Annotated in this window: 22 protein-coding genes and 4 pseudogenes; 22 read left to right on the top strand and 4 right to left on the bottom strand. The window is 42.0% G+C overall.

Going from position 1 to position 23,858, the window contains the following annotated elements; all coding sequences use genetic code 11:
• From ACNPNW_RS02595 to ACNPNW_RS02520, 16 genes and pseudogenes are all read left to right on the top strand, one after another.
• Window positions 1–416 (top strand): annotated as a pseudogene (locus tag ACNPNW_RS02595) (IS30-like element ISAba125 family transposase); the annotation flags it as partial.
• Window positions 413–1,498, top strand: a complete 1,086-nt coding sequence (locus tag ACNPNW_RS02590; RefSeq protein ID WP_448766477.1) for a hypothetical protein — start codon at window positions 413–415, stop codon at window positions 1,496–1,498. The pseudogene ACNPNW_RS02595 and the gene ACNPNW_RS02590, both read left to right, overlap by 4 nt.
• Window positions 1,499–1,633: 135 nt before the next feature.
• Window positions 1,634–1,777: a zinc ribbon-containing protein gene (locus ACNPNW_RS02585; RefSeq protein ID WP_004645925.1), complete on the top strand. Its 144-nt coding sequence runs from the start codon at window positions 1,634–1,636 to the stop codon at window positions 1,775–1,777.
• Between the two features lie 164 nt (window positions 1,778–1,941).
• Complete coding sequence (locus ACNPNW_RS02580; protein WP_180039000.1) at window positions 1,942–2,163, top strand: hypothetical protein; 222 nt, start codon at window positions 1,942–1,944, stop codon at window positions 2,161–2,163.
• A gap of 114 nt (window positions 2,164–2,277) precedes the next feature.
• Window positions 2,278–2,541: a hypothetical protein gene (locus ACNPNW_RS02575; RefSeq protein WP_219308594.1), complete on the top strand. Its 264-nt coding sequence runs from the start codon at window positions 2,278–2,280 to the stop codon at window positions 2,539–2,541.
• A gap of 531 nt (window positions 2,542–3,072) precedes the next feature.
• Entirely contained in the window at window positions 3,073–3,321 is a 249-nt protein-coding gene (locus ACNPNW_RS02570; protein WP_253148089.1) for a DUF6868 family protein, read from the top strand.
• Window positions 3,322–3,445: 124 nt separating this feature from the next.
• Complete coding sequence (locus ACNPNW_RS02565; protein ID WP_253148090.1) at window positions 3,446–4,159, top strand: SIMPL domain-containing protein; 714 nt, start codon at window positions 3,446–3,448, stop codon at window positions 4,157–4,159.
• A gap of 84 nt (window positions 4,160–4,243) precedes the next feature.
• Window positions 4,244–4,909 carry a pseudouridine synthase gene (locus ACNPNW_RS02560; RefSeq protein WP_448766476.1) on the top strand — a complete coding sequence of 222 codons (666 nt, stop codon included), beginning with the start codon at window positions 4,244–4,246 and terminating at the stop codon, window positions 4,907–4,909.
• Window positions 4,910–5,494: 585 nt separating this feature from the next.
• Complete coding sequence (locus ACNPNW_RS02555) at window positions 5,495–6,427, top strand: SNIPE associated domain-containing protein (RefSeq protein WP_312325889.1); 933 nt, start codon at window positions 5,495–5,497, stop codon at window positions 6,425–6,427.
• A gap of 261 nt (window positions 6,428–6,688) precedes the next feature.
• Window positions 6,689–7,078 (top strand): ribonuclease E inhibitor RraB, encoded by a 390-nt coding sequence (locus ACNPNW_RS02550; RefSeq protein ID WP_004732107.1) that lies wholly within the window; start codon window positions 6,689–6,691, stop codon window positions 7,076–7,078.
• Window positions 7,079–7,321: 243 nt separating this feature from the next.
• Complete coding sequence (locus ACNPNW_RS02545; protein ID WP_004732106.1) at window positions 7,322–7,768, top strand: SRPBCC domain-containing protein; 447 nt, start codon at window positions 7,322–7,324, stop codon at window positions 7,766–7,768.
• Between the two features lie 124 nt (window positions 7,769–7,892).
• The gene (locus ACNPNW_RS02540; protein WP_064097130.1) at window positions 7,893–8,231 is read left to right on the top strand and encodes a zinc ribbon domain-containing protein YjdM; all 339 of its coding nucleotides are present in this window, start codon (window positions 7,893–7,895) and stop codon (window positions 8,229–8,231) included.
• Between the two features lie 135 nt (window positions 8,232–8,366).
• Window positions 8,367–8,729: a 5-carboxymethyl-2-hydroxymuconate Delta-isomerase gene (locus ACNPNW_RS02535; RefSeq protein WP_253144329.1), complete on the top strand. Its 363-nt coding sequence runs from the start codon at window positions 8,367–8,369 to the stop codon at window positions 8,727–8,729.
• A gap of 429 nt (window positions 8,730–9,158) precedes the next feature.
• Window positions 9,159–9,599, top strand: coding sequence for a YybH family protein (locus ACNPNW_RS02530; RefSeq protein ID WP_005252710.1), 441 nt, complete (start codon window positions 9,159–9,161; stop codon window positions 9,597–9,599).
• Window positions 9,600–9,720: 121 nt separating this feature from the next.
• Window positions 9,721–12,159, top strand: a complete 2,439-nt coding sequence (locus ACNPNW_RS02525; protein WP_448766475.1) for an AI-2E family transporter — start codon at window positions 9,721–9,723, stop codon at window positions 12,157–12,159.
• 3 nt (window positions 12,160–12,162) lie between these two features.
• Window positions 12,163–13,221: a DUF1176 domain-containing protein gene (locus tag ACNPNW_RS02520; protein ID WP_448766474.1), complete on the top strand. Its 1,059-nt coding sequence runs from the start codon at window positions 12,163–12,165 to the stop codon at window positions 13,219–13,221.
• Window positions 13,222–13,299: 78 nt separating this feature from the next.
• Here ACNPNW_RS02520 and ACNPNW_RS02515 read toward each other — a convergent pair whose 3' ends face one another.
• On the bottom strand, window positions 13,300–14,067 hold the full coding sequence (locus tag ACNPNW_RS02515; protein ID WP_448766478.1) for a hydroxymethylpyrimidine/phosphomethylpyrimidine kinase: 768 nt from the start codon (window positions 14,065–14,067) through the stop codon (window positions 13,300–13,302).
• 98 nt (window positions 14,068–14,165) lie between these two features.
• Here ACNPNW_RS02515 and ACNPNW_RS02510 point away from each other — a divergent pair, with 98 nt between their 5' ends.
• Window positions 14,166–14,813, top strand: coding sequence for an HAD-IA family hydrolase (locus ACNPNW_RS02510; RefSeq protein WP_448766473.1), 648 nt, complete (start codon window positions 14,166–14,168; stop codon window positions 14,811–14,813).
• Between the two features lie 148 nt (window positions 14,814–14,961).
• On the opposite strand, the gene ACNPNW_RS02505 is transcribed toward ACNPNW_RS02510, so the two are convergent.
• The gene (locus tag ACNPNW_RS02505) at window positions 14,962–15,477 is read right to left on the bottom strand and encodes a hypothetical protein (RefSeq protein ID WP_448766472.1); all 516 of its coding nucleotides are present in this window, start codon (window positions 15,475–15,477) and stop codon (window positions 14,962–14,964) included.
• A gap of 24 nt (window positions 15,478–15,501) precedes the next feature.
• Window positions 15,502–16,110, bottom strand: a complete 609-nt coding sequence (locus ACNPNW_RS02500; protein ID WP_312325870.1) for a DUF805 domain-containing protein — start codon at window positions 16,108–16,110, stop codon at window positions 15,502–15,504.
• 482 nt (window positions 16,111–16,592) lie between these two features.
• On the opposite strand from ACNPNW_RS02500, the gene ACNPNW_RS02495 reads away from it, so the two are divergent.
• The 3 genes from ACNPNW_RS02495 (at window position 16,593) to ACNPNW_RS02485 (ending at window position 22,940) form a co-directional block, all read left to right on the top strand.
• On the top strand, window positions 16,593–17,834 hold the full coding sequence (locus tag ACNPNW_RS02495; protein WP_448766471.1) for a carbohydrate porin: 1,242 nt from the start codon (window positions 16,593–16,595) through the stop codon (window positions 17,832–17,834).
• 170 nt (window positions 17,835–18,004) lie between these two features.
• Entirely contained in the window at window positions 18,005–20,407 is a 2,403-nt protein-coding gene (locus ACNPNW_RS02490) for a glucose/quinate/shikimate family membrane-bound PQQ-dependent dehydrogenase (RefSeq protein WP_448766470.1), read from the top strand.
• A 391-nt stretch (window positions 20,408–20,798) separates the two neighbouring features.
• A complete protein-coding gene (locus ACNPNW_RS02485; RefSeq protein ID WP_448766469.1) occupies window positions 20,799–22,940 on the top strand; it encodes a TonB-dependent receptor domain-containing protein in 2,142 nt (713 codons plus the stop codon).
• Between the two features lie 109 nt (window positions 22,941–23,049).
• Here the strand turns inward: ACNPNW_RS02485 and ACNPNW_RS02480 are convergent.
• A pseudogene (locus ACNPNW_RS02480) lies at window positions 23,050–23,178 on the bottom strand (arsenical resistance protein ArsH); the annotation flags it as partial.
• Here ACNPNW_RS02480 and ACNPNW_RS02475 point away from each other — a divergent pair.
• Window positions 23,172–23,276 (top strand): annotated as a pseudogene (locus ACNPNW_RS02475) (arsenate reductase (glutaredoxin)); the annotation flags it as partial. The pseudogenes ACNPNW_RS02480 and ACNPNW_RS02475 overlap by 7 nt on opposite strands.
• A 280-nt stretch (window positions 23,277–23,556) precedes the next feature.
• Window positions 23,557–23,858: pseudogene (locus ACNPNW_RS02470) on the top strand (transposase); the annotation flags it as partial.

Raw genomic sequence — 23,858 nt, 5'->3', positions numbered from 1 at the left:
CACGGCTCTGTATCTTGGCAACATTACCTGATGCAAAGGCAGAATCAGTGCGCAAGGCTTTAACTGAAGCTCTGAAATATTTACCTGCAGAACTGCGTAAAACGTTGACCTATGACCGTGGACGCGAGATGTCAGAACATAAAATACTCGAAGAAGATTTAGGCATAGATGTATATTTCTGTGACCCACATTCACCTTGGCAAAAAGGCACATGCGAAAATATGAATGGTTTAATTAGGCAATATTTACCTAAAGGGATTGATTTAAATCAGGCAGATCAGCATTATTTAAATCAAGTTGCCATGTCACTGAATACTCGTCCTAGAAAGGCGTTAGATTGGCTTACACCATTAGAGAAATTTGCTCAGCTTGTTGATTATCATATGGCTTTTGAAACTGTCGCACCTCATGTTTGAATTCGCCTACCTATGCAGATCCAATATCTGAAAATTTGATTGATGATAAATCTTATATTTCTATTTCTCGTGAGGACTTTCCTGTTGAAGCTATTTTACTGTTTACCTTACATAAAATATGTAAATTCAGTTCTATTTATAGATGGGATAAGATGCATTGGGGAATAGTTTTTAAATATAAAGGTATTGTGAATATGATAAGTTCACATAAATTTGGTTTGAGAATTTATAGTCAAAAAGTAGATGGAAGTACAAATCATAAAGAGGTCATAAATAAACTAAAGAAGAATATTAAGTTTATCGAGACAAAAATATTAGCTCAATATGCTGAAGAACAAATTAATTCAAGCAATTTTACGATTCAAAATAACTTTCATAAGTTAGATAATCAGTACATGTACTTTCGTTATGAAGCTCAAAAATTGTTCGCTAAAGAAATTACCAGGAAAGATAAAGATTTTACGAAAGTACTTTCAAATTATCTTAGGAAAAAAGATTTGGAAAGAGAAGCTGTATATAACGCACTTTCAATGATTGATTCATATTTTAGTAGATTAGAGCATGTATTGGTTTTAATACTTCCATTTGCAAAAAAAGATTCAAAATATGAAATTAAAAAAATCATTGGTCAATTTTGGTCTGAAAAATATATTGAAGTGTTAGGATGCAAAGGTTTATCCAAAAAGATTTATGACAATCTAATTCAAATAAAAGAAAAATATCGTAACACTTTTGCTCATGGTGGATTTGAAAAAAAGAGTCAATCATTTCATTTCCATTTAGAGGGATATGGAGCAGTTCCTGCAACAATGTCTGATTATAAAAATAGTGTCCACTTTACCTCAACTCCTTTAAATGAAGATAAGTTTATTGAAATTGTAAAGATTTTTGACGAGCTTGATAGGTATATCGAAGAAAACTTGGTAGCAGGGTGGAAGTTTTGTCAAAGCGGATTGGATTTGATAATGGATAGATCTTCGTTGAAGAATATGCTTGAAGTTTCTCAAGATCCAGATAATTTCGAGCATTGGCTACAAAATGAGAATGAGAGGTTATGTAATTATATCAATGCTGATTATTAGAACTAACTTAGTGACTAATAGCTAGTCTTCTAGTCTTCGCCCAAACGACACTATCATTTACAAAAATGGACAATAGACATTCATCACCAGAGGGTTATACTAGACGGACCATTTCTAAAACCATGGAGAACAAAGATGGTTACTGCTGGCGAAAAACCCGGAACAGGCTTCTATTTTTGTGTTCAATGCGGACACCGCACCTACTTAGAAATTGGTACTGATCGTTTACCACCGTGTACCAAATGCCAAGGCAATCAATTTAACAATAAGAATGCCTAAGCAAAACAACTCAAACAGTTACCCTCTGTTTTGAACGAAAGCCCTATTACTCAATAGGGCTTTTTGCTATCCAAACTTCGCTATTTATAGTTTGAAGTTGATTGAAAATTGATTAATAAAACCCCATATAAAACCTTAGATTCAAAGTATTTAGGGTAGCTCAATTGCAACATTATCTTGATCTTAATCATGACTCAGGTGTTGCCAATTACGAGATTGGTAACGAGTTTATTCGGGTTCAATTTAAGAAAAACTCGAAAGTTTATACTTATAGCTATAGCAGTTCCGGTTATCAGCATGTCGAAAACATGAAACAGCTCGCTCAATATGGCGATGGTCTGAATGCCTATATTAATCATCATACCCGACAGCTCTTTGTACGATAAAACTGGTCTGCTTCTTGCTTCAGTGAAAGTTCTAGAAGGCAAATATTTTTCTAAAGGATAAATATCTGCCTAGAAATAGTGCAAGTGCATATATTAAAAAGAGGGCTATCACCTATGGATATTCAACAGCACGCACCAGAGTCAGGAAAGTTAGATAAAAAAGCCCATTTCTATTCTGCATGGCCACTGATCCTGATTCTTTTTGGGGGCGCGATTGGCTCGGTTTACGCTGTGATCGCTTATTTGCTTAATTTGAAAATTTATAGTTCTGAGTTGACTAGAATTAATAAGGTACTGGCTAATCTTCTGTGCGGGATGTCCGCGATTAGTGCCTGGTGGTTTAGTGCGCAATGGATTCAGGGAACATTCTTTCAATAAAACAGCAATCCTGTCCTGAATATAAATTGCAATAAAGTCTCATTTTGGCGAATAAAAAAGCATAAAAAATTGGAAATGGAATTTATTTCTCTATATGTGGGTTAATAATGAAATAAATTTTCAGATTTAATGCAAATTAAAAAAACATAGGAAATTAATCCCGTCCATCTTTGCCTAATATAGCTCTCAAGGGTGTGATGGGATCGGAAAGAGTAGCATGCTGCGAGCGGCGCAAAACGCGAGTGCAGTACGAACCCAAAAGGTCTCGATCCGGCTTAGGACGCTATAGACCACAAGTTTATAGGCTATAAGATCAAGTCTTACAAAGATTGATAGTTGAAGTAAACCATTAAACGTTTTCCCAACACCCTAAAAAATTCTCTAGCAATACACGCAGAATAAAAAAACAAAATAAATATAAATCATAAATTTAAAAAAATATCTAGCTAAGCAAGATACAAATCAGTCCTTCATTTCTCAACATGATCTGTTATTTTTTAAAGCATCAGCTGCCCCCCTAGGGGAATCCTCATGAATCTTGATGTCTGGTGTCGTTTTTTGCTGTTTTGCACACTCATCAATTATGTCATTCTCATGATCTGGTTCATGGTCTTTGTCTTTGCCCGAAACTGGATGAAACAGGTGCATGGAAAATGGTTTCAGCTCTCAGATGCCAGTTTTGATGTGATTCATTATGCAGGTATGGCGCTGTATAAGATTGGGATTCTGCTGTTTAACCTGACACCGTTAATTACAATCTATTTGATGAATCAAAGCTAAGTGCGATGTTGTAATTGAATCTTCGAGTGATAAAAATAAGATTGGATTATTATCATTTTATCGCTACTTGATAGCATGACAGGATCAATAAGAACGAAAAAAGATTTCAAAGGAGTTGACACACATGAATCAAGTCAAACCAGCACTGATTTTGGGTGCCTTGATTGCTTTAGGGATGATGCTTGCCGGGTGGATTCTCGGCAATAGTGCCCTAAAAATTAAACAGTATGAACGTGTTGTTTCGGTCAAAGGATTGTCGGAACGTGAAGTCAAGGCCGATGTGGCAGTGTGGCCGATCCGGTTTAACGCCGGCAGTCAGGATCTGGCCGAGTTGTACGATACCATGCAAACCAATACCCAGGAAATTCAGACCTTCTTAAAAAATGAAGGATTTAGCGCGGAAGAGATTACCAGTGCTTCACCGAGTATCACCGATAAATACGCGCAGCAATATGGCGGGGATGCCAATGTCGCGCTACGTTACACCGCCAGCCAGACCATCACCGTCTATACCCACAAAATAGATGCAGTGCGTGCGGCACAAAGTCGTCTGGTGGCTTTGGGTAGAAAAGGCATTGCCTTTGCAGGGGATGATTCCGGGCAAAGAACAGAATATTTATTTACCAAGCTGAATGACATCAAGCCTGCGATGATTGAACAGGCCACCGAAAATGCGCGCAGTGTAGCGGAAAAATTTGCTGCAGATTCAAAAAGCAGTCTGGGCAAAATCAAGTCCGCCAATCAGGGGCTGTTTAGTATTGAAGATCGCGACAGCAATACGCCGTATTTGAAAAAAGTACGCGTGGTCTCGACCGTCGATTATTATCTGGCAGATTAGCTTAATTCGCCCAAGCATCGTGATTGACAGCCTAGAAGCCGCTTGTTATTTTGCGCGCATTATTATAGATGCTGTACCCTTAAAATGCCCATCAACAATGACTTTGTCTATTGTCCACCGCAAGAACCGCTGCATATCGTTTATGAAGATGATGATCTGGTGGTGATTGAAAAGCCGGCCGGATTATTGTCGGTTCCGGGGCGTTTACCTGAACATCACGACAGTGCCTATTTACGTGTGCTGGATAAATATCCGCAGGCCAAAATTACCCATCGTCTGGATATGGCCACTTCAGGTATTTTGATGTTTGCCAAACACCGCGATGCAGAAGTGGCGGTGAGTAAAATGTTTCAGGCACGCACGGTACTTAAAAATTATGTCGCGCTGGTACAAGGTAAACTCGAAGGTGAGGGCAGCGTCGAAGTGCCTTTGATTACCGACTGGGAAAACCGTCCGCGTCAGATGGTGCATTTTGAACTGGGCAAGGCTGCCAAAACCCTGTATCAGGCATTAGAATATCTACCTCAGCAAGACATTAGTCGGGTGTTACTGACCCCCATTACCGGCCGTTCCCACCAGCTTCGCGTCCATATGCTGCATATTGGTCATCCCATTACTGGCGACAAAATTTATCATCCTGAACCCCAGCGCAGTCCTTTAAATCGTATGGCCTTGCATGCCAGTTATTTGGCTTTTACCCAGCCTTTGAGTGGTGTCCCGGTCGAAATAAAGGCAGACATACCATTCTAATTTGATTCTGCTTAATAGTTAGATTCGACCGGACACATGCTTTTTAATCTCATAAATATGATCAGGATCAAGCTCTTAAACTGGGCAATCCGAATAAAAAAGTGTGAGAATTTATTTCGATAACAGCGTGGAAATGAGTGGCTTTATAAGCATGTTCAAATGAAATTTTCTACTGATCCATTGCCTGATCGGCTGTTACTGCAGAATATAAATTTTAATGTTCGGTTTATCTCTTGACGATAAGCCTAGAGATTTTTTATTCTTTTATCTCCCGCTATAGGCCTGATGCCTTTATTTTTATGATTTTTTAACCTTCCTTTCATTATTTTTAAACTTTCAAATTATATCCTTTGATATAAAAAATATCGTAAGTTGTTTCAGAATGGATTTGTCTTGAGCTGGAAAGTAGTCAGTCATACATGACTTGCACATAAAAATTTTGTAGAAAAATAAAATGAATGAATGACTTAGTATTGATCAACGGCTTTGATTATCTGGCCGAAGTGATGCAAAATTAATCATGACTTTATAATAAATTTTTAATTTGATGGTTTAGGGCGCTGCCCGGGGTTAAAGGAAAGAACGATGCTCAGTATGGCTCTCTTCGTTCTCGCGAGTATTTTAATATGTGCATTGCTATGGAGCTTAAAGGTACAGGCTTCATTACGCAGCAATATCCAGTTTTTACAGGAAAACCTGGATCATTCCCGCAGCAAATTGGCAGATTATGAAACTCAAGTCGATGAATTGAATTATGAAATCACCCAATTGCGGGTACAAAATGGCAGTTTAAACATTGCCCTGAATAAATATAAAAAATATCAGGATATCTGGGATATCGAGCAATATATTATTAACCGGACTTTGCAGGCCGAAAACTTTGTTGAAGCGACCAAGCTGGATGCTTCGATCATGATCGATGATCTCAAAGCCTATATCGCAAGAGTAAAAGATTATCTTGCCCAGTTTCAGGCGCAGGCCGTGGCCGAGGTTGAGCAGGAGGCCCGACAAAGTTTGCACGGTTATTATGAACAGGCTAAACAACAGCATCGCTTGCAAGAGGTATTGAGTGCTTTAGAGCATAAAATACAGGCCCAGCGCTTCGGCTTGCAGCTTCCCGCAACACAGGTTTTAGAGCAGCTGATTGAGGGTTATAGCGAAACGGATACGGTTCGGCATTTACGCAATGTCCGTGACAGAATTCAACAGGCCATAGAAAAACAGCAGGTGGCGAGCTGTAATTATGTCGACGACAATCGCCGTCGAAGTACTATTGAAATCCTTAGTCTGGCTTTCAACTGTAAGGCAGATTTATATCTCTCTCAATTAAGCACAGAAAATTTGGGCGAGATATTGCAGGCCTTAAAGGATGATTATGTCTTGCTGAATTATACCGGGCAGACACTGAGTCAGGCGATGATTCAAGAATCCTATCTTGATCTGCGTTTAGAAGAACTCAAGTTTGCTGCGCTGGTTTTGCAATTGGAACAGGATCATCTGCATCCACACATCGCGTAGATCATGACATTCATAGGTCTAGAAGATTTTTACCAGAGTATTCTGAATGCCATAAGTTGGTTTAAATCCTGATATTTTTCAGGATTTTTGGCCTTGAGGAATCTTGACTATATTGATCCTCTTACTTATTTTTATATTTATAAAAATCATATGTTTATTTATGGGTAAAAGATAATATTTTTTGTCTGTATCTCGATAATTGTACAAAAATCAGCTAATCTTAAATGCAGAATAAAACAGCATCATAATAAGGATACTTCTATGTCACGTGATTACAATCAATTCCCGGACGATGAAAATGGCAATGTACTGTGGCAAATGCATCAGGATGGCGACGACTTGCAAGAGGCACATGAAATTGAATTTTCGATTGCCTTTGCGGATGAAGCGCAGGCGGATCGTTGTGCCTTGCATCTATTAAAAGAAGAGCAAAAAATCAGCCTGTTTCAGGACGAAGAAAGCGATACCCTGGAATGGATCATCACGATTTATGTGTATATGGAACCTGCTTACGAAGATATCGTGGATCTGGAACAATGGTTCAGCAAAATCGCGGCACAATTTCAGGGTGAATATGATGGTTGGGGTTGCATGGCCTATGTCTATGATGATGAGTTGGATGACGAAGAGGGCAGCCTGCGTAGTAGCTGAGCATGCTTGTATTTAAATGATTTAAAGTAAGAAACCCGGTGCTGCCGGGTTTTTTTATTGCTCTATTTAATCGTTATATGAAGATTTGAGCTTGAGTATAGATACATACTCATTATATATAGCCAGCTCAAAACTGGATAAAATAACTCAGATGAGTACTTAACTCAGGCTGATAATTTAGCCACAACAAATGCAGGGAATATCCTGCAATAAAAAAATAATAACAACAAAGGACAAGAAAAAATGAGTTACACCTTAAAAATGCATCGTGTGTTCAGCGCACCACCGGAGCGGGTGTATCGTGCCTTTGTGCATCCGGATGCACTGGCCAAATGGCTGGCACCACATGGCTTTATTGCCAAAGTAGAACATGCGGAAGTCAAACCCGGCGGCAGCTATAAAACCACCTTTACCAATTTTTCTACCGGAACCCAGCATCATTTTCATGGCATTTATCATGAGGTCATTCCCAATCAGCTGCTGCGCTATACCGATCAGTTTTCTACCCCCGACTTGCAGGGTGAAATAGAGGTGACGATCATCTTTGAAAAAGTGTCAATCGGTACCGGTTTGCATATTATTCAGGTAGGTTATCCGGATGTGGTGCCGCCGGCGGTGTGTCATTTGAGCTGGCAGGAATCACTGCAACTCCTGTCTTTACTGGTTAATCCGCAGATTTCAGACAATTAATTCCTTCGATCTCCTGTGTTGGTTGCATCATCATGTCCTATCCATGAGTGCTCCAGACAAAGATGCTATACTGTGCGCTTATTTGTTTCATTTATTTTATTTTTCTCTTTTTTTCGAGGTTCTTATGGGGCTGCCAAACTGTCCGAAATGTCAATCTGAATATACCTATGCAGATGGCGATCTACTGATCTGTCCAGAATGCGCACACGAGTGGAAAGAAGGTGAAATCACTGAAGAGCAAGTGATCATTAAGGATGCCAATGGCAATGTGCTGGCGGACGGTGATAGCGTAACGGTGATTAAAGACCTGAAAATCAAAGGTTCATCTTCAGTGGTGAAAGTGGGCACCAAGGTAAAAAGTATCCGCTTGCTGCCTGATGCTGCAGATGGGCATGATATCGATTGTAAAATCGAGGGAATCGGCCCGATGAAACTGAAATCAGAATATGTCAAGAAAGCTTAAATTTAGCCCTAGACTAAAATTCTGACCAGAGAATAATACGGTTGATGTATCGTATTATTCTCATTATTACTGAAATTCTGGGCTGATCATTTTCCTGCCGTCCTGATCCTCGCATTTCGATTTGAGACCACTTTAATGCCGCACCTGCATCTGGAATATTCTGACAATCTGCAACATATCGAGATCAAACCCTTATTGGTCGCGATCCATCAGGCACTTTTTAACACCGGCCATGTCACTGATCCCAATGATTTAAAAAGTCGTGCGATTATGCAGCGGGATTATGTGATTGGACTGAATGCTGTTACAGATCAGGCCTATGTGCATGCCAAAGTTTCACTGTTGAGCGGGCGCAGTGTCGAAGTTCGTCAGGCGATTTCCGAATTGGTGCTCGACGTGATGCAGCAATATATTGCGCCACAACCTGAATTAAAAATACAGCTTCGTGTCGAAATCATTGAAATGCCAAAGCAGACTTATCGTAAAGCTGTTATCTGAATGATGGCTTTTATCTGCTGAGATGACATGGATCAAATGCCTTGAAACTTTATCAATGCTATACGAAATTTATAAACAGATCGACTTGGTCTGTAACAGCTCGCTATTTTATTCAGATCTAAAATTATTTCTATTTTTAAATGACGCTTTATGTCATTTACAGGCATGCGATAAAAGTTCTAAAGTAACTTTTAATCGCTGCTGATTTTTGAATCATCCAATCTAGAAACAGCATATTCATCCTGATTAAAATAAAAATAATTTAAAAAATAATCTTCAGGTGAGCTGTATCCAATCCGGCAGTGGGAAGAGCAAAGCGAGAATAACGCTTTAGCATAAGCAAAATAATAAGAACAAAAAGATCAGAAATCCGGTGAGTTGATTGAATCCCAGATTTCAGGTCTGACTTGTCCGGTTGAAGGAAATTTTATGCAGGTTTTTGGGGATGAAAAATTGGCTCAGGAAGTCATGGCATTTCTTCAGGAGTGGGATAATGCCGTAGCCAGACTTGAAATTCAGGATATTGTTCAATTATGCCGACCCGATATCCGTCTGGTCGATGTCAGTATGGAAGTGAAAGGTGTAGAAGCCTATCAGGCACTCTGGCAGCAATATCGGGCATTTATACCGGAAGGCATACGCATCGAACGCCAAGACCTTAATATTCATGTCACTTCTGATCTGGCTGTAGTCGATGGTTATGTACGGGTGAGTTATGCGGTGATTGAACCGATTTTCCAGCTGGGCTGGTGTCGGGTCAGCATGTGCCTGAGCAAGCAGCAGGGCAAATGGCAATTGCTGCATCAACATACTTCAGTCCCTGTGCAACTCGAAACCCGGAAAATGCGCCGGATCAAAAGCGTGAGTTAATCTATTTACCTGAAAAGATTTAAGTGAAATATCTTTGCAAATGATTACAGGAATACCTTTGTAACAAAAATATAGAAAGTCCTAAATTATGTTGAAGGAATAATATTTTAGGACTTTTCAGGTGGATAACAACAAGAACAGTCAAGTAAAACCACGACAGGCCAACCTGCAACAACAGACTGAAGTATTGATGCCGGATCAGTCCGAGCGGCAGCGCACCCAACATGCACTCAGAATGATGGCAGGCTTTGTAATTGCTGCTGTCGTCATGACGGCATTGTATTTTGGCCGTGATATTTTTATTCCGCTGGCTCTGGCCATTCTGCTGGCATTTTTACTTTCTCCTCTGGTTTCTCGCTTAAAGCGCTGGGGCTGTCCCCAATGGGCGGCGATTGGCCTGGTCATGTGCCTGACCTTGTCATTTCTGGGCGGCACTGCAACTTATCTGGGGGTGCAGCTTGGCAAGCTGAGTCAGGAACTGCCGCAATATCAGGACACCATCCAGCAAAAACTGAAAATGCTCGAAAATTATCGTCAGGGACCGAGTATGTGGGACGGTGCGATCCAGACCTTTGACACGGTAGAAAATTCGATAGACACCCAAGAACAGGAAACAGAAGACCCGAATGTGCAGAATGTCAAAGTCGTGGGCCTAGAGCCAACGAGTGAAGAGGCTGCGCTGGACTGGTTGAATAAAATCCTGAATCCGTTGGCGATTATCGGGATTGTGTTCCTGTTTATGGTATTGATTTTATTCAATGGTAAAGACCTGCATGACCGCTTTCTGAAACTCTTGGGTGGTAATCTGAATATCGGCACCGATGCGCTGGATGATGCCGGCAAGAGTATCGGAACCTATTTGCGCATGCAGCTGCTGGTCAATGTCACTTATGGCATTCCCATGGCGATTGGTCTGTTATTGATTGGCGTACCGGCAGCGATCATGTGGGGGCTGGTCGCGGTGGTTATGCGTTTTGTACCCTATGTTGGTCCGATTGTTTCAGCTATTTTCCCGATTACGCTGGCTTTCGCCGTTGATCCGGGCTGGGACATGGTGCTCTGGACTGTGGGCTTGATTCTGGTGCTGGAACTGATCAGCAATAACGTGATTGAACCGTGGCTCTATGGGGAAAGTACCGGCCTGTCTACCTTGGCAATTATTCTGGCTGCTACGTTCTGGACCACCCTCTGGGGACCGGTAGGGCTGATCTTGTCGACGCCTTTGACTGCCTGCCTGCTGGTTTTGTCCAATTATGTACCGGCACTGGGTTTTGTCAAAACCTTGCTTGGCAGTACGCCAGTATTGTCACCCTCCGAACGCTTTTACCAGCGACTGGTGGCTGATGAAGTCAATGATGCAATGCGGGTAGCCAATGATTACATCTGTGCGCAATTACCGAAAAAGCCCAGTGCAGAGGAAGTGGCCCGTCGTGTACAGATGTTCTATGGCGAAGTAGCCATTCCAGCCATTCGGATTTATTCTCAAGGGCATGATACTGATGTTACTGCCGAACACCGGTTGCGTCTTTATCAGGGCTTGCAGTTCTTTAATCATGCGTTTCAAAAAGCCTATCCGAGTAAGATGAGTGCCGAGCAGCCCGAAGTTTATTGTGTTGGTGCGCGTTGGGAAATTGACACCCAGATTTCTGCCATGTTGGCGCATGCCCTAAATCTCAAAAATATTGCTGCCCGAAATGATCTGGATGTGCTGATTCAATCGAGTGAATCAGGAAAGGGTATTGTATTGCCAGCTTCGATCAAGATTTTATGTGTGTCGATTTTTCATCATGCGCCTGCGGCACAGATTCGTTTGCTGAAATATCGATTGGCACAGCAATATCCTGAACTGAAAATCATTTTTGCGACTTGGAGCGTGATGCAGCTGGAGCTTCTGGATGAACTGCAACAACGTTTTGAGCTGGAGGCACTGGTCAATAATGTCGATGATCTGATTCTGACTATCGAAACTTATACCTTGAATGAAGGCGAAAGCTGGTTTGAGAATCTAGAGATCAAGAATGAAAAAGAACGGCAGCAGGCTTTAAATGAATTGGGGTTATTGGATCATCGTCATCAGACCCTTTATAAACAATATATTGAAGAAGCCCGTCAAGCCTTTGACGTTGATTACGCACAAATTTCCTGGCTGAATCAGCATGAAATGTATATTCCAATCAGTCCTTTTACTCAGGAGCCTGTTGCAACCCGACAAATGTGCAAGGATTCAGTCTGCACCCATTTGCTCTATCAGAATGAGCCTTTGGTGATAGAAGACTTGCAGCGTGACCCGCGCTTTCCACATCTGTCAGAGTTAAGACAGCATCATATCCGTTTCTATGCCGGTGTGCCCTTAAAAGATAAAAATGGAATTGCGCTTGGGAGTCTATGTCTGCTGGATAAACAACCGAGACAGATGCAGGCCGAAGATATGATTCTGCTTAAGGCTTTGGCGCAGGATTTAATGGCGACCCTGAGCAATGAGCGCAAGAAAAAAGATAAACAGAAGCAGATTGAGCAGATGCAGCCTGCTACCTCGGCAAGCGTTTTAAATAAGGACTAAATGATGAAACAAAAATGGATCTACAGCATCAAAATCATGAGTATCACATTTGGTCTAGCCAGTATCAGTTCATGGAGTCTGGCTGCTATTCAGGGACTGCATTTTTTACATAAAGACTGGGAAATTGCCTGTGATAATACCGGCACCTGCCGCGCTGCCGGTTATCAATCGGATCAAGATATTGATCAGCCGGTTTCGGTGCTACTAGAGCGTGCTGCGGGTGCAAACAGTAGTATCAAAGCCCAAGTCCAGATTTTACCCTTAGCTGCTGCCACACCTACACGACAGCTTCAGCTACAAATTGCCAGCACACCTTATGGTGTGATTGGTCTGAATCGGGAGGGAATAGGGCAACTCAGTACTGATCAAACGCGAGCCTTGCTAAAAGCTGTACAGGGAACAGCTCCGGTTGTATTTAAGAATACGCAATCACGCTGGAACCTGTCGAATTCCGGTGCCAGTGCCGTTTTACTCAAGATGGATGAATTTCAGCGTCGACTTTCTACGCCCTCAGCCTTGATCAGGCCGGGGAAAAAATCCAATCAGGCGGTGCTCAAAGCTGCAGCGATACCGAAAATTCAGATACCAAAATATCAGTCAGGCAAAGTCACTCAAGCAAAACTGAATACGGCAACAAGTCAGCAGATGATTCGAAAACTGCAAGCCACCACCAAGGAAGATCAATGTGATTTGCTGTTTAGCCAGCGTTTTCTGGATGATGATGTTATGACCATTTATCCCATTAATGCCCAGAATCAACTGATTCAGATTCCATGCTGGCGTGGGGCTTATAATATGGGTAGTGGCTTCTGGCTGATGGATCGAAACAAGCAATTTAAACAGTTGGTGACGACCTCGGGAGAAACATTTAACCAAGGCCAGATATTTTCCGGGCATAAAGTGCGTGGTTTGGGCGATTGTCTGAGTCAGAACGAATGGGCCTGGAATGGCAAGAAATTTGTTAAAAGCTTCAGTAGTCTGACCGTACAATGCAAAGGCTTCGCCGGTGGTGCTTGGAATTTACCGACCTATGTAAGCAAAATCATTTATCAGGCCAAATAGTATTGTTTAAAAAATAGCAGTGATAAAAAAGCCTGAATGACTCAGGCTTTTTTAGTTTTGATTTTAAGAAGTGTGATCTTAAAAACGCTTTGGAATTCTCTGGCCATTTGGAACAGGAATTTCAGCATTTTTTAATACCCCAAATAACCAGGTTTCAGCATGCTGTACCGTAGTTTTCAACTGATCACCCATGGCCAGACGTCCGGCAATGAAACTGGCCAGTGAACAGCCTGAACCATGATATTCACCTGGCAGACGTGGACAGCGAGTTTCGTTGACCAGCTCACCTGCGATATATAGGCTGTTCTGAATGTAATCTGGCGTATCTTCATGGCCACCTTTGACCAAAACTGCCTGTGCACCCATTTCAAATAATTTTTGAGTGGCCAGTTTGAGGTCTTGCTCACCCGTCAGGGCGCGTAGTTCAACCGTGTTCGGCGTTAAGATAGTGGCTAATGGAATCAACTGGGTAAATGCTTTGACCAGCGTTTCTTGATTACCCAGCGAACCGCCACTATTCGCGACCAAAACCGGATCCAGCACATACAGATAATCTGGATGTGCAGCCAGAAACTCGGCCAGTGCTGCGATATTGTCTGTGGTGCCTAACATGCCAGATTTTACGCAACGAATGGGCAGGTCATTGACCACCGCATTGGCCTGTGCCAACAGCAATTCTCTGGAAGTGGCTTCGAAACCAAAAACCTGCTGTGAATTTTGAATAGTGAGGGCTGTGCAGGCAATTGCCGCATGTGCACCACTTTGACCAATGGCTTCAATATCTGCTTGAAGGCCGGCTCCACCTGAAGGGTCTAAACCGGAAAAGCAAAGTACGGTAGGGCGCAAAATGATGTCCTTCATTCACTAAAATTGCATTAGTATAGGCAAATTTGAATGAACTCTCGATATTAATTTATATCGGTACTAATGAGAGGGGATGGGCGGTGATTAAGAATATTTTAATTGATCTGGATGGGACATTAACCGATCCGAAAGTGGGGATTACGACGTCTGCACGTTATGGTCTGGAAAAGATTGGTCATCCGATTAGTGACGAGATCAATATCGACTGGATTATTGGTCCGCCCTTAAAAGCCTCGCTGGCCAAAATTTTAAATGTTGAAGCCGATCATGTTCTGGCTGAACAGGCCTTGATGGGTTATCGGGAGCGCTTTGCAGTCAAGGGGCTCTATGAAAATCATGTTTTTGAGGGTGTAGCAGATACGCTGGCAGAACTGAAACGCCGTGGTTATCGCTTGTTTGTCGCCACAGCAAAACCGACAGTGTATGCCAAACAGATTCTGGAACATTTTGACCTGGCCCAGTATTTTACCGACGTTCATGGCAGTGAGCTGAATGGTGACCGAACCAATAAAGCCGAGCTGATTCAGTATATTTTAGCGCAGCAACAGTTACAGGCGGATCAATGCATGATGGTCGGTGACCGTGAGCATGACATTTTTGGTGCCCGTCAAAATGGTATTGATACTATTGCGGTAAATTATGGTTATGGTAGTCAGGAAGAGTTAGCACTGGCACAGCCTAAATATCAAATAGACCGCTTTAATCAGTTGCTAGATTATTTTAAATAAACCCTAATTTTTGCTTATTTTATTTGAGCTGATTTTTAGAGATATTTTGTCTATAAGCTGCTACATCTATACAGATCAACTCTCTTATTAGATTGTTATCTCAATAAAAATCCCGCAGCGTGCGGGATTTTTGCTCTTACAAGAACATTTAAAGCGTCAAAAACCAGGTCGATGCCAACACCACCATAATGATAATCACCAGTAAAATATTGATGATCGTCATTCGATGTTGGGGTGGAACTCTGGCTTTGGTCAGTGCATTTCCTGCATGGTCAAACAGGATGACATTTTGCACGCTACTTTCATAACCGAGTTCGAGTAACGCGCGCTTTTCAACTTCGGTTAAACCGTCTTCAGGCAGATCCATAATTTGCAGCAGTGCTATAGAGCTAAATAGTTTCTTCATCATTGACGATGGTAACAGCCGTTTCAGCGTCACCGCGGCTGCATCAAAGTCGGCAATAATACTCCGCGGATGGGCATAAGGCACATCGGGTAGCAGAGTATGCTTAATCGTGCCATCTATATTCATCAGCTGCATTTTATCTTTATAGATTTGCACCCATACAGCATCTGGAAATTTCACTAATTGATCTTGCAGCATGGAGAAAGTCTGATTTTGCTGATATTTAGTCATTAAATAATCGATAAACAAATCCCGCATCAAGACGGGATTTGTAAGGTTCGGTTATTTGGCAGGAGCACCATACTCATTGTTTTGTTGCTTGGTTTCAGTTGCCCACCACCAGATCAGTATCAGTATGCCAATCACGGTAAGCGTCAGTAATTGCCACCAACCAGAGCGTCCTACATCATGCAAGCGACGCGCGCCAACGGCCAGACTTGGGACTAGAAGTGCCAGATTAAGCAGGCTATTCACCAGCGGCTTAGTGCCTAAAACTGTATCAATTACCTCAGCAACAATGCCTAAAATTACACAAAACAGCATAAAGAACCAAAATTCTTTACGGCGTGCACGGCCGGAAAAGTTTGCATAGTTGGTCAGACATTTTACAAACCAGTCAATGCTGCTGTAATTTTCCTCGGCTTGATCCAGATTTGAATATTTGCCAAGCTGACTGGAAATTTTTTCTCCCAGATAAATAGAACTGCCTGAGGTTAAATAAACCTCAGATGCTTCACCCGCGGTATTGACGATAAAATCGACCCGATCACCGCGTGAAGGTGGACGCTCACTACGCCAGTCTGCGCCATTAAAGCTATAGCGCTGATTATCATCCCCCGAGATAAAACCGGTATTGTGTTGAATAGAAAAATCAAGGATTGAACCTTTCATGCTTGTTCTCGTCTATTAAGCTAGATTATTGTTTTAAAGCGACGCAATTTCTTATCAGAATAACTTTAGCATAATCTAATTTTTAAAAGTTTATGGTGAAATGACAATAATTTTTTCATGTTTTTAAAAGCCTTATCGCAATAGTAATTCAGTATTCAATCAACAAAAAATGTAGCGTTGCATGATTTGAAATGAAGAAAATTAAATAGTAATGGAGCTGATTTATCTCTGAATCTTTTATAAGAAATTAAAGCTAAATCTATCTGATGAATATCAAATTTTTCTTTGGAACTATGGTTTGATGTTGTTAAATTTAATATGATGATAAACAGATACTTATAAATTTTAAATTTACAAAAAGCATATAATAATACTAATAAATATAACATTTTATTCATACTTTTTATCTATTAGTAACGATTTTTTAAAATCAACAGGCGTATAATAAAAAGCTTCATATTGTGATGAAGGTATCACATTCAATGTATCTCTCCCCATTATCGAAGGCCGTTTACCTTTGCTGTGCCTCTTTCATCTTAACCACGACCACTGTGCATGCTGAAGCTGCTTTCAGTTCGGAAAGCCCGTGGATGCTCGGTGACTGGAACGGGCAACGTACAGCACTCCAAAATCAGGGCTATGATTTCAATTTTGGTTATACGGGTGAAATGGCAACCTTGATCGATGCGCAAAGATCTTCAAACCATAAAACTGAATATGCGGACCAGTTTGTTTTTGGGGCACATCTGGATCTGGCAAAGATTGCAGGCTGGCAAGATACCGAAGCGCAAATTACTGTCACCCAGCGTAACGGTCAGTCACTGTCTCAAAGCACTGCTGCTTTAAACGACCATCTGAGTTCAGTGCAAGAGGTCTGGGGCCGTGGTCAAACCTGGCGTCTGACTGATTTATGGATCAAGAAAAAATTCCTGGAACAAAAACTGGATGTGAAAGTCGGACGCTTTGGTGAAGGCGAAGACTTCAACAGTTTTGACTGCGATTTCCAGAATCTGGCCCTATGCGGTTCACAAGTCGGGAATTGGGTTGGCGATCAGTGGTACAACTGGCCGGTAAGCCAATGGGCTGCACGAGTCAAATACAACATTAACCCTGAATTTTATGCCCAGGTCGGTGTTTATGAATACAACCCTGAGAATCTGGAACGTGGTAAAGGGTTTAATCTGAGTACGGACGGCTCCAAAGGGGCAATGCTTCCTGCAGAAGTGGTCTGGACGCCTAAACTGGGTGAACAGAAACTACCAGGTGAATACCGCGCCGGTTATTACTACAGCACGGCGGAAGCTGAAGTCATTTCCAATCCAGATCAAACCGATCATCACCATGGTGGCTGGATCGTTGCCAAGCAACAATTAACTGCACATGACGGAGATGCTTCGCGTGGTTTGACCGGCTTTGTGAATGCGACAGTGCATGATTCCAAAACCAATAATGTCAGTGATATGCAAAATATCGGGCTGGTTTATAAGGGTGCAATGGATTCACGCCCTCAAGATGAAATCGCATTTGGTATTGCACGCATCAACATGAATGACGATGTCAGTGCTGACCGTCATCAAGAAATCGATGCAGAAATTTATTATGGCTTACATGCCACTAATTGGCTCACCATTCGCCCGAATGTGCAATATGTGCGTCACGTCGGTGCATATAAAGATGGTGAAAATGTCTGGGTGGGCGGAATCAAGTTTAATACGTCATTTTAAAATATAGTTTTTAGTTGCAAATACACTATTGAATCTCTAGGTGCTTTGTTGCAGTAATGGGCAATGCCTGCTTAAGACATTGATGTATTTATAACTCAGAATTTAACAATAAGGGTGCTCATGCCTGTCATGTGCATGGACTTTCAAAAAAACTTTTATAGGTGTTCAATATGAATACTTCATCATCAGGTTCAGTACTGAAAACGATTTTAGCGGTCATTGCCGCTGTTTTCGGTATAGGACTGCTGATTGGAGGGATTTATCTTGCAGTGCTGGGTGGGTCTTGGTACTACATCATTGCAGGTATTCTCTTTATTGCGACCGCAGTTCTCTTGTATAAACGAAAAAGCGCTGCACTTCTGGTTTATGCCATATTCGTTTTGGCAACAGTGGTGTGGGGCCTATGGGAAGTCGGTTCAGATTTCTTTGCACTTGCGCCGCGTTTGGATATTTTAGGTCTGTTTGGTTTAGCGCTGCTTATTCCGGCAGTAACACGTGGCTTTGATCAAAGCAAAGGTGCGAAAATTGCCTTGGGTGCTTCATTGGCCATTACTATTGCCGTCATGATTTATGCTGTATTTAATGACCCGCAAGAAATTCGCGGTGAATTAAAATCTCAGCAGCCTGCAACCCACCAGCCAATCCCGGGTGTGGCAGATGAAGACTGGCCTGCTTATGGTCGTACCCAGTCCGGTTTACGGTATTCACCCTTAAAGCAGATTAATACTGAAAATGTCAAAGATTTGCAGGTGGCTTGGGAATATCACACGGGCGAATTCAAGACTGAAAATGACTCGGGTGAAACCACCAATCAGGTTACCCCAATCAAGGTGGGCGACAACATGTACATCTGTACCACTCACCAGAAATTGACTGCGCTTGATCCGGCAACAGGTAAGGCGAAATGGACCTATGATCCAAAGCTGAAAGCTGATCATACCTATCAGCATTTAACCTGTCGTGGCGTGTCTTATTATGATGTCAACAATACGGCTGGTTTTGAAAGCAGTCTCGCTGCGAAAAAAAGCAGCTCTGCTGAATGTCCACAAAAAGTCATTTTACCGGTCAATGATGGGCGTTTAGTGGCGGTCAATGCGACCACCGGTAAAGTCTGTTCTGATTTTGGTAAAAATGGCGAAGTCGATCTGCAAAAAGATATGCCATTCCCATATCCGGGCGGTTATATTCCAACCTCACCGCCTGTAGTAACCGGCACCACCATTATTATTGCGGGTTCAACTACCGACAACTATTCAACTGAAGAACCATCGGGTGTGATCCGTGGTTATGACGTGAATACCGGTGAACTGCTTTGGGTATTTGACACAGGCGCTGAAGATCCGAATTTGATTCCTGCACCGGGTCAAAAATTTGTACATAATTCACCTAATGCATGGGCACCTTTAGCCTATGATGCAGAGCTGGATATCGTCTACGTACCAACGGGTGTCGGTACACCGGATATTTACGGTGGTCATCGTACTGAACTGGACGAGCGTTATGCCAACTCGATGCTGGCCCTGAATGCGACGACTGGTAAGCTAGTATGGAACTTCCAGACTACCCATCATGATTTGTGGGATATGGACGTACCTTCACAGCCGACATTGACCGAGATTAAAGACAAAAGTGGCAATATGGTTCCAGCCATTTATGTCTTGACCAAAACTGGGAATGCTTTTGTGCTGGATCGTCGTAATGGTAAAGCGATTGTGCCGATTACCGAGAAACCGGTACCACAATCTGTGAAACGTGGACCCCAAACCAAAGGTGAGTTCTATTCTAAAACTCAACCGTTCTCTGATTTTAATCTGGCGCCACAAGAGAAATTGACCGATAAACAGATGTGGGGTGCGACCATGTTCGACCAGTTGGTCTGCCGTGTTGCGTTCCACAAATTGAATTACGATGGCATTTATACCCCACCTTCTGAAAATGGGACGCTGGTCTTCCCGGGTAACCTGGGTGTGTTTGAATGGGGCGGTATGTCGGTGAATCCGGACCGTCAAATTGCACTGACCAACCCGATTGGCCTGCCATTTGTATCAAAACTGATTCCTCAAGATCCGAACCGTCCTAAGACGGCTAAAGGTGCAGGCACAGAAGCCGGCGTTCAACCGATGTATGGCGTGCCTTATGGCGTTGAAATCAGTGCGTTCCTGTCTCCGTTTGGGCTGCCGTGTAAACAGCCATCATGGGGCTTTGTTGCAGGTGTGGACTTAAATACTCATGAAGTGGCCTGGAAACGCCGTATCGGTACCATTCGTGACAGTATGCCAGGCATTCCATTGCCGCCATTCAAAATGGGTGTGCCGATGCTGGGTGGACCTATTTCAACTGCGGGCAACGTGATGTTTGTGGGTGGAACTCAAGATAACTACATCCGTGCCATTAACGTGAACAACGGTGATGAACTATGGAAAGGTCGTCTACCTGCAGGTGGTCAGGCTACACCAATGACCTATGAAGCCAATGGCAAGCAGTATGTGGTCATTATGGCAGGTGGTCATGGTTCCTTTGGCACCAAAATGGGCGACTCTCTGGTGGCTTATGCCTTGCCAGACAATAAATAGTTGAACCTCTAATTAAGTATGAAGAAGCCTGATTCGTCAGGCTTTTTTATTATGTATTGTTGAATGCCTACATCGAGTTTTAAGGACACAGAGAAATGATGTTGATTTGTTGCTGAAAGATCAATTTCATTCAGATCACATTAAAATAATATTCTTTGTATATGGCTGATTTTCAGTGCTATTCAGATAAAGGATTAATCAAGTCTGAATTTACCGAACACAGAATTTTAAGCTCAAAGTTTTTCTATCCATTGAGCGAACTATATGTCATCGAATCAGTACATTTATTTGGTATCGATGTTTAAAACAAAATGAATTGAATCATGAGATGTACGCCATCTCGATAAGGTATTTGCCGCATTAAACCACTTTCAAATAAGGCCTGTCATTTATGTATCAAAGCCCGAAACTTCCATTTGTGAGATCGACCTTGTCCTGCCTGATTGCTTGCGCAGGTCAGAATATTTATGCAGAAAATGACACACAAGAAGTCCAAAGGTTAGACACGATTGTCATTCAAGCGACCCGTACCGATCGGGAGCGATTGACCACACCGGCGTCAGTGTATTATCTGAATCAAGAACAAGATAACAGCATGAATGTGAACCTTTCGGAAACATTAAAAGGTGTTCCAGGATTACAGTTAAATAATCGTGAAAACTATGCCCAGGACCTGCAAATTTCGATGCGAGGCTTTGGCGCACGCTCCAGTTTCGGTGTGCGTGGTGTGCGTTTATATGTGGATGGAATCCCTGCAACGATGCCGGATGGGCAGGGACAAACCTCGAATATTGATTTGAACAGTCTGGACCATATTGAGGTTTTAGGTGGTGGATTTTCCTCGCTGTATGGCAACTCTTCCGGGGGGACGATTTTAACCACCACGCGAGAGGGGCAAGGCGCTGACTCAATTGAACTGGGGCATTCTGCAGGGAGCCAGAATAAAGGGCAGACCAAGCTGGTTTTGCAAGGCGGTTCAGAGAATGCTTCAGAGCCAAGCTATGTCATTAGCTCGTCTTATTTTGATACCAATGGTTACCGTGACAACAGCAGTGCACATAAAGTTCTGAATAATGCCAAGCTGACTTGGGATCTGGAAGATGGTAGTAAAATTAACTGGGTCAATAACTACGTCAAAATTGAAGCAGATGATCCAGGTGGTTTAACTCGTCCACAATGGGAAGCCAATCCGAAGCAAGTGGTTGGTAATGTCACCAAATACAATGCTCGTAAAGAAATTGAGCAGGTGCAAACTGGCTTAACATGGAATAAGCCGATCAATGATCAGCATGAACTGTACGCTATGGCATATGCTGGACAGCGTTCTGTAACGCAATATCAATCAACGCCAAATACCTCACAAGTTGGTGCAAATCATGCAGGTGGTGTCATTGATTTTGATCGTAATTTCTACGGCACAGACTTTCGTTGGACAGGCAAAGAAGTCTTACCAAACTTAAAACTCATTGCTGGTGTAGCGATTGACGGTATGACTGAAGAACGTTATGGCTATGAAAACTTTATCGGTGATACGCAATTTGGTGTAAAAGGTAAACTACGCCGTGATGAAGACAATACCCTATGGAATTTAGATCCGTATTTGCAAGCTTCTTATCACTTTGCTCCCGATTGGACATTGGATGCCGGCCTGCGCTATAGCAATGTACATTTCAAATCTAAAGACAAGTTTCTTGCGAATGGCGATAATTCAGGTAAAACCGATTATCAGAAATTATTGCCATCCATGGCCTTAAGCTGGCAGATTTTACCTGAGCTGATGACTTATGCCAGTTATGCACAAGGCTTTGAAACACCGACCTTTACCGAAATGTCTTATCCTGCAAATACTGCAGAAAACCGTAGCTTCAGTTTAAAAGCAGCAGAAAGTGAAACCTATGAGATGGGATTAAAGTCTGTAAGTACATTAGGTGATTTTACTGTTGCTATTTTCCAAACCCAAACTGAGAATGATATTGTCTCTGCAGAAAATGATAATGGTCGCTCTACTTTCCGTAATGCCGATAAAACTTTAAGAGAAGGTGTTGAACTCTCCTGGAACAAAAACCTTTGGCGTGATCTCACTGCTCAAGCCAGCTATAGCTATATAGATGCAACTTTTGATGCAGATATTCCTGAAATTTTAAATCAGAATGGCAGTATTGCAGTGTCGAGAGTTGAATCAGGAAACTATATTCCGGGGATTGCCAAAAATCAGGCATTTTTAAGTTTAGGCTGGAAACCTGAAAATGGTTTGAGTGCGGGTTTAGACGTGCGTTACTCAGATCGTATTTATGTCAATGATACCAATACTGAATATGCGCCAAGCTACACAGTCGCTGGTGCCAATGTAGGTTATCACTGGAAAATGCAAGATTGGGCGGTGAATACTTTTGCGCGTGTCGATAACCTGTTTGATAAAGATTATTCTGGTTCGGTGATTGTTAATGAAAGTAGTAGACCAGAAGGACGTTATTATGAGCCGGCAGAAGGGCGGAACTGGAGCGCTGGTCTGAGTGTGACAAAAGAATTTTAATTGAAATGATTTAGGGCTGTTAAATTTTCAAAAAACAAAATCCCGCTTCCTGAGTGGGATTTTTTAATATTTAAGTTTTGAAAAGTTGATCAGATGATTTGAGATAAAACTAGATCTTTTGTTGATTCACCCGTTTCGATAATTCCTCGGCACTTTCGATTCGTTTAGAATATCGATCCGTGGGATCAGCAGACTGACTGCGGGTGATGAGGGTGAACTTGTAAATTTCCTCCATCAGAAGTTGTTCTAGATATTCTTTCGGCTCCCCAGCGCGCAGCTTTTAGCAAGGAAGACGGGGAAATGATTATTGATGAAGCAGGGAAGTGGTTGAAATAAATCTCAGAATTTAAGCAGATCAATCAGATCATGAAAAAAGCCACCGCGAGGGTGGCTTTTTTTTAAAAGTTAAAATGACAGATATCGTGTGGATTCAATCATAAAGTGAAATTTCTTAACTTCTATCTTTGTTTAATAATTAGCGACTTAGAGCAGATAGCATAATTTTAAAATACATTTATTTAAGTAAAATCTAAAGAATAAAGAGGTGGATCAGGAAATTTGAACAACACTTATAAGTGATATTTTGCTCCCCAAATGATGTTATAAACATCAATATATGGAGTATTTTATGGCACGTAGACCAAGAAGAAATCATTCAAATGATTTTAAAGCTAAGGTAGCACTTGCTGCGATTAAAGCAGAAAAAACACTTGCTGAATTGAGTGCTGAATTTGATGTTCATCAAAACCAAATTATCGACTGGAAAAATCAACTGATTTCAGCTTCCTCGCAAGCTTTCGATCAATCAAAAGCTCCAACAGAACCACCCATCGATCTAAAAAAACTACATGCAAAAATCGGTGAGCAGGCATTAGAAATTGATTTTTTAGAAGGTGTGTTGAAGAAACTGGGCCGCTT

This window comes from Acinetobacter endophylla, assembly GCF_053543775.1.
This window is presented reverse-complemented; position numbering and strand designations above follow the sequence as displayed.

Bases quoted from the DNA above. Each gene is read 5' to 3' on its own strand.
- ACNPNW_RS02570 (WP_253148089.1), top strand. From the start codon at position 3,073: ATGAATCTTGATGTCTGGTGTCGTTTTTTGCTGTTTTGCACACTCATC.
- ACNPNW_RS02535 (WP_253144329.1), top strand. From the start codon at position 8,367: ATGCCGCACCTGCATCTGGAATATTCTGACAATCTGCAACATATCGAG.
- ACNPNW_RS02540 (WP_064097130.1), top strand. From the start codon at position 7,893: ATGGGGCTGCCAAACTGTCCGAAATGTCAATCTGAATATACCTATGCA.
- ACNPNW_RS02520 (WP_448766474.1), top strand. From the start codon at position 12,163: ATGAAACAAAAATGGATCTACAGCATCAAAATCATGAGTATCACATTT.
- ACNPNW_RS02565 (WP_253148090.1), top strand. From the start codon at position 3,446: ATGAATCAAGTCAAACCAGCACTGATTTTGGGTGCCTTGATTGCTTTA.
- ACNPNW_RS02555 (WP_312325889.1), top strand. From the start codon at position 5,495: ATGCTCAGTATGGCTCTCTTCGTTCTCGCGAGTATTTTAATATGTGCA.
- ACNPNW_RS02490 (WP_448766470.1), top strand. From the start codon at position 18,005: ATGAATACTTCATCATCAGGTTCAGTACTGAAAACGATTTTAGCGGTC.
- ACNPNW_RS02575 (WP_219308594.1), top strand. From the start codon at position 2,278: ATGGATATTCAACAGCACGCACCAGAGTCAGGAAAGTTAGATAAAAAA.
- ACNPNW_RS02560 (WP_448766476.1), top strand. From the start codon at position 4,244: ATGCCCATCAACAATGACTTTGTCTATTGTCCACCGCAAGAACCGCTG.
- ACNPNW_RS02505 (WP_448766472.1), bottom strand. From the start codon at position 15,477: ATGCGGGATTTGTTTATCGATTATTTAATGACTAAATATCAGCAAAAT.
- ACNPNW_RS02500 (WP_312325870.1), bottom strand. From the start codon at position 16,110: ATGAAAGGTTCAATCCTTGATTTTTCTATTCAACACAATACCGGTTTT.
- ACNPNW_RS02545 (WP_004732106.1), top strand. From the start codon at position 7,322: ATGAGTTACACCTTAAAAATGCATCGTGTGTTCAGCGCACCACCGGAG.
- ACNPNW_RS02495 (WP_448766471.1), top strand. From the start codon at position 16,593: ATGTATCTCTCCCCATTATCGAAGGCCGTTTACCTTTGCTGTGCCTCT.
- ACNPNW_RS02530 (WP_005252710.1), top strand. From the start codon at position 9,159: ATGCAGGTTTTTGGGGATGAAAAATTGGCTCAGGAAGTCATGGCATTT.
- ACNPNW_RS02585 (WP_004645925.1), top strand. From the start codon at position 1,634: ATGGTTACTGCTGGCGAAAAACCCGGAACAGGCTTCTATTTTTGTGTT.
- ACNPNW_RS02550 (WP_004732107.1), top strand. From the start codon at position 6,689: ATGTCACGTGATTACAATCAATTCCCGGACGATGAAAATGGCAATGTA.
- ACNPNW_RS02485 (WP_448766469.1), top strand. From the start codon at position 20,799: ATGTATCAAAGCCCGAAACTTCCATTTGTGAGATCGACCTTGTCCTGC.